This window comes from Streptomyces sp. NPDC002536 (assembly GCF_053594995.1).
On record NZ_JBSFWU010000155.1, the window covers coordinates 1 to 12,057 of the forward strand.

At 72.8% G+C, this 12,057-nt stretch carries 9 protein-coding genes; 7 read left to right on the plus strand and 2 right to left on the minus strand.

Features of this window, described 5'->3' with window-relative positions; all coding sequences use genetic code 11:
• Positions 1-8 precede the first annotated feature (8 nt).
• The 6 genes from ACWD4B_RS33165 (at position 9) to ACWD4B_RS33190 (ending at position 9,043) form a co-directional block, all read left to right on the plus strand.
• Complete coding sequence (locus tag ACWD4B_RS33165) at positions 9-1,382, plus strand: ferredoxin reductase family protein (RefSeq protein WP_451424256.1); 1,374 nt, start codon at positions 9-11, stop codon at positions 1,380-1,382.
• Between the two features lie 34 nt (positions 1,383-1,416).
• Positions 1,417-1,842 (plus strand): FMN-binding protein, encoded by a 426-nt coding sequence (locus tag ACWD4B_RS33170; RefSeq protein ID WP_451424248.1) that lies wholly within the window; start codon positions 1,417-1,419, stop codon positions 1,840-1,842.
• Complete coding sequence (locus ACWD4B_RS33175) at positions 1,835-2,620, plus strand: FAD:protein FMN transferase (RefSeq protein WP_451424249.1); 786 nt, start codon at positions 1,835-1,837, stop codon at positions 2,618-2,620. Before ACWD4B_RS33170 ends, ACWD4B_RS33175 begins: the two co-directional genes overlap by 8 nt.
• A 285-nt stretch (positions 2,621-2,905) precedes the next feature.
• Positions 2,906-4,393 carry an amino acid permease gene (locus ACWD4B_RS33180; RefSeq protein WP_451424250.1) on the plus strand — a complete coding sequence of 496 codons (1,488 nt, stop codon included), beginning with the start codon at positions 2,906-2,908 and terminating at the stop codon, positions 4,391-4,393.
• A 112-nt stretch (positions 4,394-4,505) separates the two neighbouring features.
• The gene (locus tag ACWD4B_RS33185) at positions 4,506-7,262 is read left to right on the plus strand and encodes a SpoIIE family protein phosphatase (RefSeq protein ID WP_451424251.1); all 2,757 of its coding nucleotides are present in this window, start codon (positions 4,506-4,508) and stop codon (positions 7,260-7,262) included.
• Positions 7,263-7,330: 68 nt separating this feature from the next.
• Positions 7,331-9,043 (plus strand): GAF domain-containing protein, encoded by a 1,713-nt coding sequence (locus ACWD4B_RS33190; RefSeq protein WP_451424252.1) that lies wholly within the window; start codon positions 7,331-7,333, stop codon positions 9,041-9,043.
• Positions 9,044-9,100: 57 nt separating this feature from the next.
• Here ACWD4B_RS33190 and ACWD4B_RS33195 read toward each other — a convergent pair whose 3' ends face one another.
• Complete coding sequence (locus ACWD4B_RS33195; RefSeq protein ID WP_451424253.1) at positions 9,101-9,772, minus strand: response regulator; 672 nt, start codon at positions 9,770-9,772, stop codon at positions 9,101-9,103.
• Positions 9,773-9,986: 214 nt separating this feature from the next.
• Between ACWD4B_RS33195 and ACWD4B_RS33200 the strand changes: the two genes are divergently transcribed.
• A complete protein-coding gene (locus tag ACWD4B_RS33200; RefSeq protein WP_451424254.1) occupies positions 9,987-10,841 on the plus strand; it encodes a universal stress protein in 855 nt (284 codons plus the stop codon).
• A gap of 16 nt (positions 10,842-10,857) precedes the next feature.
• Here ACWD4B_RS33200 and ACWD4B_RS33205 read toward each other — a convergent pair whose 3' ends face one another.
• The gene (locus tag ACWD4B_RS33205) at positions 10,858-11,919 is read right to left on the minus strand and encodes a trypsin-like serine peptidase (protein WP_451424255.1); all 1,062 of its coding nucleotides are present in this window, start codon (positions 11,917-11,919) and stop codon (positions 10,858-10,860) included.
• Positions 11,920-12,057: the final 138 nt, after the last annotated feature.

The following is a 12,057-nucleotide window of genomic DNA, read 5'->3' on the forward strand; positions in this document are numbered from 1 at the left end:
GAGGCCGCGTGGCCATCAGTACGGACGAGCGCCGGGTCGCGGCACGGAGGCCGCGGGCCGTGCGCCGCCGCGCCCGGGTGACCGCGGCGCCGGCCCAGGTGTGCATCTGGGCGGGCGCCGCCTCGGTGCTCGGACTGTGGTGGAGCAACACCGCATCCGTCGTCGGGGCGGCGGGCTGGCTCACCGGCGCCGGACGGATCACCGGCCTGCTCGCCGGGTACGCATGCGCCGTGCTGCTCGTGCTCATGGCACGGGTGCCCGCGCTGGACCGCGGCGTCGGCACGGACCGGCTGGCCCGCTGGCACGCCGCCGGGGGCCGCTGCACCGTCTCCCTCGCGCTCGCGCACACCCTGCTGATCATCTGGGGGTACGCGCTGACCGCGCACGCGGGCGTCGTCGGCGAGACCACCACGCTCGTCCTGGACTACCCGGACATGCTCAAGGGCACTGCGGGATTCCTGCTGTTCGTGGCGACCGGTGCCGTCTCGGCCCGCGCCGCCCGGAGCCGGCTGAGCTACGAGGCCTGGCACTGCCTGCACTTCGCGACCTACCTCGCGATCTTCCTCGTCTTCGGGCACCAGTTGGCCGACGGCGCGGACTTCGTCGGCAACCGGGCGGCCCAGCTCGCCTGGTACGCGCTGTACCTGGGGGCCGCGGGGCTGCTGGTGTGGTACCGCTTCGTGGTGCCCGTCCGGCGCGGGATGCGCCACCGGCTGCGGGTGGCCGAGGTGCGGACCGAGGCACCCGGTGTCGTCTCCGTCTACATGACGGGCGAAGGCCTCGGTGAACTCGCCGCCGAGCCGGGGCAGTTCCTCCGCTGGCGCTTCCTGGCCCCGGGCCTGTGGTGGACCGCGAGCCCCTACTCGCTCTCCGCGCCCGCCCATCCGCACTGGCTGCGCATCACGGTGAAGGCCCTCGGCCGGCACAGCGCGGCCGTGGCCCGGCTGGCCCCCGGCACCCGGGTCTGGGCGGAGGGCCCCTACGGAGGGTTCACCGCCGCCCGCCGGACCGCCCGCAAGACCCTGCTGCTCGCCGGGGGCGTCGGCATCACCCCGCTGCGCACGCTCTTCGAGACGCTGCCCGGCGAGGTCACGCTCGTCTACCGGGCCCGCCGCCCCGAGGACCTCGCGCTGCGCGGCGAACTGGACGCCATAGCCGCCTCCCGCGGGGCCCGGGTCCTCTACTCGGCCGGCGACCCGGCGGCACACGGCTTCCCCCACCTCCCCCTCACGTCCGACTCCCTGCTCCGGCTGCTCCCGGACCTTGCCGAGCACGACGTCTACCTGTGCGGGCCGCCCGGCATGACGGAGACGGCCCTGCGGGCCCTGCGCGACGCAGGAGTTCCGGGCCGCCGCATCCACCACGAGTCGTTCGCGTTCTGACGCGAACAGCCGGAGAGAACAGAGGAGTCCGAGCGTGCGCCGAGCCGCCGTCACCACACTGTCGACCGTCGCGGGCGTCGTCCTGCTGCTGTCGCTCAAGCCGCACCAGAGCGCGCCGCCGCCCGTCGCCACGGCGCACCGGCCCGCGACGTCACCACCCGCCCACGCCCCCTCGGGCAGCCGGACGGGCACCTTCACCGGCGACGTGATCGACACCGACTACGGCCCCGTGCAGGTCGCCGCCACCCTCCGGCAGGGCAGGCTGACCGGCGTCAAGGTGCTCCAAGCGCCGTCCGACCGGGGCCGGAGCAGGGAGATCACCTCCTACTCCGTGCCCCGGCTGACCCAGGAGGCGCTGGGCGCCCAGAGCGCGCAGATCGACGCCGTCTCCGGGGCCAGCTACACCAGCGAGGGCTACATGCAGTCCCTCCAGAGCGCATTGGACAGGGCCGGTGCCTGAACCGACGCGCGGACTGCGCCACGTCGAGCACGCCATGGGCACCGTGTTCTCCTTCGACATCCGCGACCCGGCCACCCCCGCCGTCACCGGGGCCCTGCAGCAGGCCGTCGCATGGCTGCACCACGTCGACGCCCTCTTCTCCACCTACCGGCCGGACAGCGCCGTCAGCCGCCTGGCCCGCGGCGAGACCACCGTCGAGCGCTGCCCGCCCGAGGTCGGCGAGGTGCTCCGGCTGTGCGCGGAGGCGGAGCGCAGGACCGGGGGATGGTTCAGCACCGCACCGCACGGCGTGCTCGATCCCACCGGTCTCGTCAAGGGCTGGGCCGTCGAGCGGGCCTCGGAGGCGCTGTACGCGGCCGGGGCGCGCAACACCTGCGTCAACGGCGGGGGAGACGTCCGGCTCCGGGGCGAGGGTGCGCCCGGCGCGCCCTGGCGCGTCGGCATCGCGGACCCGGCCCGGCCGGGGCGGCTGCTGACCGTGGTCGCGGGGCGGGACCTGGCGGTCGCCACGTCGGGGACGGCCGAGCGCGGCTGCCACATCGTCGACCCCCGGACCGGCCGCCCGGCCCGTGCCCTGCTCTCGGCCACGGTGACCGGCCCGTCCCTGACCTGGGCCGACGTCTACGCCACGGCGGCCTTCGCGATGGGCGACGCCGTCCGCGGCTGGATCTCGCACGTCGAGGGCTACGACGTGACGACCGTCTCACCGGCCGGGGAGGCCTGGTCGAACGCGGGTTTTCCGCGCATTGCCGACACCGTTGGCACCCAAGGCGCCTAGCCCGTTACCGCGCGTAACGTGTCCGGAAAAACAAAATCCCTTGAACTCTTGACGGGGTACTTACGCGCCTCACACCATTCAGCGCATGAGTCATCGGACCGGAACCGGCCCCGCCGCTTCCGGTTTCTGATGGCTCGCTTCCGGGGGCGATGTTTCGTCGTTTCATCGCCCGCTCCGGCTTCGCCAGCCGGAACCGGAAACCGAGCGGTCACACACTTCGCGGCCGATCCCCACGACACCGTCGTACCGCTCGGTCCTGCCCCCCTCACGAAGGCGAAGACACATATGAGTGACCGCACCCTGACTGCGGCCGACCCCCAGCCCGGCACAGCCGCTCCGGCAGCGACGACCCCCCACGTCGACGCCGGTGACGCGGGCTACAGCAAGGACCTCAAGTCCCGTCACGTCAACATGATCGCCATCGGCGGCGCGATCGGCACCGGCCTCTTCCTCGGAGCCGGTGGCCGCCTCCACACTGCGGGGCCCTCGCTCTTCATCGCCTACGCGGTGTGCGGGCTCTTCGCCTTCTTCGTCGTCCGGGCGCTCGGTGAGCTGGTGCTGCACCGCCCGTCCTCGGGTGCGTTCGTGTCCTACGCCCGTGAATTCATGGGCGAGAAGGGCGCCTTCACCGCCGGCTGGCTCTACTTCCTCAACTGGGCCACCACCGGCATCGCCGACATCACGGCCGTTGCCACCTATACGCACTACTGGCACATGTTCAGCAGCATCCCGCAGTGGGTGCTCGCGCTGATAGCCCTCGCGGTCGTGCTCACCGTGAACCTCATCTCGGTGAAGTACTTCGGTGAGATGGAGTTCTGGTTCGCGATCGTCAAGGTCAGCGCGCTCGTGATCTTCATGGTCATCGGAATCTTCCTGCTGATGACCCAGCACGACGTCGGCGGCAACGCCCCGGGCCTGTCGAACATCCTCGACCACGGCGGCATCTTCCCGGCCGGCGTGATGCCGATGCTCTTCGTCGTCCAGGGCGTCGTCTTCGCCTACGCCTCCGTCGAGCTGTGCGGCGTCGCCGCGGGCGAGACCGAGAACCCCGAGAAGATCATGCCCAAGGCGATCAACTCGATCATGTGGCGTGTCGGCATCTTCTACGTCGGCTCGGTCATCCTGCTGGCGCTGCTGCTGCCGTACACGGCCTTCCACGCCGGTCAGAGCCCCTTCGTCACCGTCCTGTCGAAGATCGGCGTCCCGTACGCGGCCGGCGTGATGAACCTCGTCGTCCTCACCGCGGCGCTGTCCAGCCTCAACTCCGGCCTCTACTCCACCGGCCGCATCCTGCGCTCGATGGCCGTGGCCGGCTCGGCGCCGAAGTTCACCGCGAAGATGAACAAGGGCCAGGTTCCCTACGGCGGCATCCTGCTGACCGCCGGGTTCTGCGTCCTGGGCGTCGGCCTCAACTTCGTGGTCCCCGCGGACGCGTTCGAGATCGTGCTGAACTTCGCCGCGATCGGCATCATCGGCACCTGGGGCATGATCATGCTCTGCTCGCTGCTCTTCTGGCGGCGCTCGAAGCAGGGCCTGGTCAAGCGTCCCTCGTACCGCCTGCCCTTCGCGCCGTACACCCAGATCATCACGCTGGTCTTCCTGGCCTCCGTGCTCGGTCTGATGGCGGCCGACAAGGGCGCCGACCGCACCACCGTGCTGTGCCTGCCGCTGATCGCGGCGGCCCTGGTCGTCGGCTGGTTCGTGGCCCGCGGCCGCGTCGCCAGGACCAAGCAGGAGGCCGAGCTGGCCAAGGCCGAGGCCGAGAAGCTCTGAGCCTGTCGGCCTGACCCACCGGTCGATCGAGCCGCCTGCCGACGGACACACGTCCGTAGGCAGGCGGCTCGTTTCGTTCGCGCCGGGGAACGGGCCGGGGTAGACATGGGGTATGGCCCGAAACCGGGGCCGCTCCTGGGGGCCTCTGGGCCGTCGGCTCGGTGGCCGGCGTACCGGCCGCCGGCCTGAGCGGCCACAGCGGCGCCCAGGTTCCCGGGCGCCCTCGGGGCGGCGCCTGCGGTCGGTGACGAGCGTCCGCAGCGTCGCCGGTCAGATGTTCGTGCTCCAGGTCCTCATCGTGCTGCTGCTGGTCGTGGCCGCCGTGACGACCCTGCTGCTGCAGGCCCGCAGCGACCGGCTGCAGGCCGCCCGCGGCCGCTCGCTCGCCGCCGCCGAGGCCTTCGCCCACGGCCCCGGCCTGGTGGCCGCGATGGAAGGGCCCGACCCCGCCAAGGTGATCCAGCCCGCGGCCAAGGCCGCCTGGGAGGAGGGCGGGGTCGACTTCATCGTCGTGATGAACCGGGACGGCCTGCGCTACTCGCACCCCGACCCGAAACTCATCGGCAAGCACTTCGTCGGCAACATCGGACCGTCCCTGGAAGGGAAGATCCACTTCGAGCAGGTCAAGGGCCCGCTCGGCAAGGAACTGCAGGTCATCGTCCCCGTGACGGACTCCCACGGCGCCATCGTCGGCCTGTGCTCCTCCGGCATCAAGATCAGCCGGGTGAGCACCGCGGTCGACCAGCAGCTCCCGCTCCTCATCGGCGCCGGCGCCGCCGCGCTCGCCCTGGCCACGATCGGCACCGCGCTGGTGAGCAGACGGCTGCGACGGCAGACTCACGGCCTCGGCACGGCCGAGATGACCCGAATGTACGAACACCACGACGCGGTGCTGCACGCCGTGCGCGAGGGCGTCGTCATCGTCGGCGGCGACGGGCGCGTGCTGCTGGCCAACGACGAGGCGCGCCGTCTGCTCGACCTGCCCCCGGACGTGGAGGGGCGGCACGTCTCCGGCCTCGGCCTCGACCCCCGGATGGCGGAACTGCTGGTCTCCCGGCGCGTGGCCACCGACGAGGTGGTCCCGGTGGGCAAACGGCTGCTGGCCGTGAACAACCGGCCCACCGACCGCCGCGGCGGACCGCCCGGCAGCGTGGCCACCCTGCGGGACTCCACCGAGCTGCGCGCCCTCGCCGGCAAGGCCGAGGTGGCCCGCAGCCGGCTGCGCCTGCTGTACGACGCCAGCATCGCGATCGGCACGACCCTGGACGTCCAGCACACCGCCGAGGAACTCGCCGAGGTGGCCGCCCCCCGGTTCGCCGACTACGTCTCCGTCGACCTCGCCGAGGCCGTCCTGCGCGGCGAGGAGCCCAGCACGACCACCGGCGAGGCCCCCGAGCTGCGCCGCGTGGCGCTCGGCGGCACCCCGGACGACCACCCGCTGTACCGGGCGGGCGAGGTGCACCGGTTCGCCGCACTCACCCCGCAGGCCCAGGGCTTCGTCAGCGGGCGTCCCGTGCTCGTCCCCTCCCTGGCGGACTCCGACGGCTGGCGCACCCAGGACCCCGCCCGCACGCAGGAGATACTGGACTACGGCTTCCACTCGTTCATCACCGTCCCGCTGAAGGCGCGCGGCGTGCTGATGGGGATCGTCAACTTCTGGCGGACGCAGCACAGCGACGCCTTCGAGGAAGAGGACATGTCGCTGGCCGAGGAGCTGGCGGCCCGCGCCGCGGTGTGCATCGACAACGCGCGCCGCTTCACCCGCGAGCACGCCATGGCCGTGACTCTGCAGCACAGCCTGCTGCCGCGCGGCCTGCCCGAGCAGACCGCCCTCGACGCCGACTACCGCTACCTGCCCGCCCAGGCCGGGGTGGGCGGCGACTGGTTCGACGTCATCCCGCTGCCGGGCGCGCGGGTCGCGCTCGTCGTCGGCGACGTGGTCGGCCACGGCCTGCACGCCGCCGCCACGATGGGCCGGCTGCGCACGGCCGTGCAGAACTTCTCCTCCCTCGACCTGCCGCCGGACGAACTCCTCGGCCACCTCGACGAGTTGGTGGGCCGCATCGACCAGGAGGCCGCCGAGGTGCCGGACGAACCCGCCATCTCCGGTGCCACCTGCCTGTACGCCATCTACGACCCGACCACCGGCACCTGCTCGATGGCCAGGGCGGGCCATCCGCTGCCGGCCGTCGTCTGGCCCGACGGCACCGTGGAGTTCCCCGAGCTCCCCGGCGGGCCGCCGCTCGGCCTGGGCGGACTGCCCTTCGAGGCCATGGAGCTGCAACTGCCGGAGGGCAGCACCCTGGTGCTCTACACCGACGGCCTGGTCGAGGACCGCGACCGGGACATCGACACCGGACTGGAGGTCCTCGGCACCACCCTCGCCCGCCCCGGCCGCACCCCGCAGGAGATCTGCGACGCGCTGCTCGGCGCGCTGCTGCCCGAGCGGCAGAGCGACGACATCGCCCTCCTCGTCGCCCGCACCCGCATCCTGGAGGCGGACCGCAAGGCCGAGTGGGAGCTGCCCGCCGACCCCGCCGTGGTGGCCCGGGCCCGCGCCGACGTCACCCGGCAGCTCGCCGACTGGGGCCTGGAGGAGGCGGTGTTCACCACCGAGCTGATCCTCAGCGAGCTCGTCACCAACGCCATCCGGCACGCCTCCGGGCCGATCCGGGTGCGGCTGATGCGCGACCGCTGCCTGATCTGCGAGGTCTCCGACACCAGCAGCACCTCGCCGCACCTGCGCTACGCGGCCGCGGAGGACGAGGGCGGCCGCGGCCTGTTCCTCGTCGCCCAGCTCGCCGACCGCTGGGGCACCCGCTACATCCCGGACGGCAAGATCATCTGGGCCGAGCTGCCCCTCGCCTGACCCGCTGGATACGGTGGTCCCCGAGCACAGGGGACGCCCGTACGGGGCGCCGGAACGAGGAGGCACCGTTGGGTGACGCGGGGCGGGAGCAGGTGCGTTTACCGCAGCTGAGGCTGGACGAACTGCTGGGGGAGCTGCAGGCCCGGCTGGACTCGGCCCGGGGCACCCGGGACCGGGTGCACAGCCTGCTGGAGGCCGTGCTCTCGGTGGGGCGCGAGCTGGACCTGGAGCACGCGCTGCGGCGCATCATCGAGGCGGCCGTGGTGCTCGTCGACGCCCAGTACGGCGCCCTGGGGGTGATCGGCCCCGACGGGCGGCGGCTGACGCAGTTCCTCACCGTCGGGCTGACGGACGAGCAGATCAGGGACATCGGGCCGTTCCCGTGCGGCCACGGCATCCTCGGCGAGATCATTAGCAACCCCGAGCCGCTGCGCCTGACGAAGCTCTCCGAGCACCCGGCCTCGTACGGCTTCCCGCCGAACCACCCGCCGATGCACAGCTTCGTGGGCGTCCCGATCCGCGTCCGCGAACAGGTCTTCGGCAACCTGTACCTGACGGAGAAGCGCGGGGGCGCGGAGTTCGAGGACGAGGACGAGGCGGTGCTGGCCACCCTCGCCGTTGCCGCGGGCGTCGCGATCGACAACGCCCGGCTGTACGAGGAGTCCACGCGGCGCGAGCGCTGGCTGCGGGCGAGCGGACAGGTGACCACGAGCCTGATGTCGGGCAGCCCGCGCGCGACCGTCACGGCGCTGATCGCCGAGCTGGCCCAGGAGATCACCGGGGCCGAACTGGCCACGTTCTCCGTGCCGTCGGCCGCGGGCGACTCCGTGACCGTCGAGGTCGCCCTCGGCGCGCAGGCGGAGGAACTGCTGGGGCTGGTGCTGCCGGCGGAGGGCACGCTGGCGGGCGTGGCGCTGCACGCGGGCGAGTCCGCGTGCAGCCGTGACATCGCCGAGGACCCGCGCGTGACCGCGGCACCCCGGCGCTTCACCGGGATGGGCCCGGCCGTGGCGGTCCCGGTGATGTCCGGCAGCACGGTGCGCGGGCTGCTGTTCCTGGCGCGCGACCACGGACGGCCGGAGTTCTCCCGCGCCGAGACCGAGCCGCTGCTGGCCTTCGCCGGCCAGGCGGCGCTGGCCATGGAACTGGCCGACCGGCGGGCGGACGCCGAGCAGCTGGCCCTGCTGGAGGACCGCGACCGTATCGCCCGCGACCTGCACGACCTGGCGATCCAGCGGCTGTTCGCGACCGGGATGACGCTGCAGAGCGCCGACCGGTTCATCGAGCACCCCGAGGCGTCGGAGCGGGTGCAGCGCGCGGTGGACGACCTGGACGAGACCATAAAGATCATCCGGTCGACCATCTTCGGCCTGCGGTCCCGGGAGACCGCGCCGCAGCACGGGCTGCGCACCCGCGTGGTACGGGTCGTGGGGGAGGCGGCGCCGCTGCTCGGCTGTGCGCCGAGCCTGCGGATGGAGGGCCTGCTGGACACCGGGGTGCCGCGCGCGGTCGTGGACGACGTGGTCGCGGCCCTGGGCGAGGCGCTGGCCAACGTCGCACGGCACGCGCACGCCGATTCGGTGGACGTGGCGGTGGTCAACGACGGCGCCCACCTGGTGCTGACCGTCACCGACGACGGCATCGGCATCCGCGCCGACGGCCGCCGCAGCGGCCTGCGCAACCTGGCCGAGCGGGCGGAACGGCACGGGGGGAGGCTGGAGTTGGGGGCGCCGCCGAGCGGCGGTACGGTTCTGACCTGGCGGATACCGCTGGCCCCGTAAGGGGCGCGGGGAACTGCGCGACAAGCCACAGTCGACCCGCAGTTGAAGGACGGGCCGTCAGCGAAGCGCCTCACTGGCGATGACGGCCGCCTGAATCCGCCGCTCAACGCCAAGCTTGGCCAGCAACCGCGAAATGTGGTTCTTCACAGTCTTCTCCGACAGGAACAGCTGCTGCCCGATCTGACGGTTCGTCAATCCTTGGCCGATCAGGCCGAGGATGTCCCGCTCACGGGGCGACAGCCCCGCCAGCCGCTCGTCCTCCGCCGGACCGTCGTCCTCGCCGCGCAGGCTGCTCATCAGGCGCGCGGTCGTGGCCGGGTCGAGCATGGACTGCCCGGACGCGACGGTGCGGATGGCCGCGACCAGGTCGGCGCCCTTGATCTGCTTGAGGACGTAGCCGGCCGCCCCGGCCATGACGGCGTCCATCAGCGCATCGTCGTCGTCGAACGACGTGAGCATCAGGCACGCGAGCTCCGGCATCCGCGACCGCAGCTCCCGGCAGACGGAGATGCCGTCCCCGTCGGGCAGCCGTACGTCCAGCACGGCGACATCGGGGCGCAGCGCCGGGCCGCGGGTGAGGGCCTGCTCGATGGTGCCCGCGTCGCCGACCACCGAGATGTCGGCCTCGCCGTCCAGGAGGTCCTGGATACCCCGCCGGACGACCTCGTGGTCGTCCAGCAGGAACACCCGGATGGGCCGCTCCTGGGAGAACGTCCTTGACTGTTCCACTACCGGCTCCCTGCTCGACGTCGGCGCCCGTCCCGGGGCACTCTTCCGATCATGATCCCCCGAGCCTGCAGCCTGCCATGGGCCGAACGGCCCATAACCGGCTGACCTGCACCGTCGTCCCGCCCGTCGCATCCGGCCCGGAGCAGTGCGATGGTGCAGACAGAGGGAACTTTCCAGGAGAGGGAACTTCCCACGAGGCGAGGCGGTGGGGACGATGACGCTTCCCCTGGTCGTGGGCGTGGACGGATCCGACGGCAGTCTCCCGGCGCTGGACTGGGCCGTCGACGAGGCCGCCCGCCGGGAGGTCCCCCTGCGCGTGATCTACGCGTCGCTGTGGGAGCGCTACGAGGGCTCGGCGCCCGCCTTCGGCCCCGACCGCCCCGAGGACGCCGGGATGGCGGACCAGGTGGTCGCGGCCGCCCGGCACCGCGCCGAGCTGCGCGCCCCGGACGTCGCGGTGGACGCCGTGGTCGTCCCGGACGACGCGGTGAGCGCCCTGCTGGAGGAGGCGCACCAGGCCGCCGCCCTGGTCACCGGGGCCTCTGGCCGGGGAGCCCTGGCCGGGCTGCTGCTGGGCTCGGTGGGCCTCTCGCTGGCGGGCCGCGCCCACTGTCCGGTGATCGTGGTGCGCGGCGGCCAGCGCACCGTCCGCGGCGAGTGCGGACGGGTCCTGGTCGGCGTGGGCGACGCCGAGGAGTGCGCGGCCGCCGTGCGCTTCGCGCTGTACGAGGCCGGGTTGCGGCACTGCGAGCTGGAGGCGGTCCGGGCCTGGCGCTGCTCCCGGCACCCGCCCGGGAACGACTCGACGCACCGCAACGAGGAACGGGCCCTGGCCGCTCTCGACGAGGCCCTGGCAGGCCCGGCCCGCGAGCATCCGGCCGTCCCGGTGCGGCGCACGACGACCGAGGGGCCCGCGCACAAGGTGCTGGTCGAGGCCTCGGCCACGGCGGACCTGCTGGTCGTCGGCGCCGTGCGGCACCGCAGCCGGGTGGGCTTCCAGCTGGGCCGGGTCAGCCACGCGGTGCTGCACCATGCGGCGTGCCCGGTCGCGGTGGTGCCGCACGAGTGAAGCGGGGACCGGCGGGTCAGGATGTCGACTCGGCCTGTTCGTAGGCGGCCTTGGCCTCGTCCCCGAAGTACGGCCCGAACATCGTGTTCGGCAGGAACGTGTAGCCGAAGCTGTTCACCGAGGCCTGCAGGCCCGTGCCGGAGGACTCGTCGAAGGACGTGAACCAGGGGCCGCCGCTCGAGCCGCCCGTCATGTTGCAGCCGAGCCCGTGGTCCTTGGTGAGGAGGAAGTCCTGGGACGAATCCCCGCTGCAGTGAATGAGTTTGGTGCCGTCGTAGGGTGCCGCGGCGGGGAAGCCGAAGGAGTACATGGGCTTGTTGTAGGCGCCGTTGAACTCCAGGCCCTGTGCCCCGACGACGTCGGTGAGCTTCTTGCCGTCCAGCGGGGCGACGACGGCGAGGCCGACGTCGTAGTTCATGTCCTCACTGGCCGACCACTGCGGCGTGGACAGCGTCTTGGCGGCCGTCCAAGTGCCGTAGGGCGCCTGGCCGTCGTGGTAGCCGGGGACGAAGGTCCAGTTGGTGTGCCAGCTGCCCTGGTACTTGACGCAGTGCCCGGCGGTGATCACGGTGCTGGCGTTCTTGCTGGTGATGGCGTCGCCCGAGCAGGATGCGGTGCGGCCCTGGAAGGTGAAGAACACCCGGCCCGAGGTCTTGACCACGGCGCCGCCGCCCGTCCAGGGTCCCCCGGACTGCGGGAAGGACGTCACCCGCACCGAGGGCCGGGTGGGCGCGACGGCCGTGTGCGCGCCGCGGTGCTGCGGGGCTTTGAGGGCGCCCGGGTCGGCCGTGATCAGGTCGAGCGGGGTGGCCGTGCGCATCCGTTCGGGGGTCCAGAAGGCGGCGGTCCGCTGCTGTGCGGCGGGCGTGCTCGCCCCGGTGTGGACGGCGGCGGAGGAGGGGGCGGCGGCGCCGGCCGTGGTGGCCTGGACGCCTGCACCGACCAGGACGCCGGCGGCGAGCAGGGCGCCGGAGGTGGCGCGGCGGGAGTGTCTCACGCGAACTCCTTCTGCTGTGGGGGTCCGTGCCGTTCGCAGCGTGCCACGCTCCGCTGGGGATTGACAGGGGCGCGTCAACATTTCCCTTTCGGGGCGCCCCGAAGGGGCGCGGGGAACTGCGCGCTCAGCCACGACGCTCCCGCAGCCGAGGTTCTCGGGGCTTCGCCCCGGACCCCTGGGGTGGTGCGTCGGCTGCAGGCCGGTGGGGGCTGGTCGCGC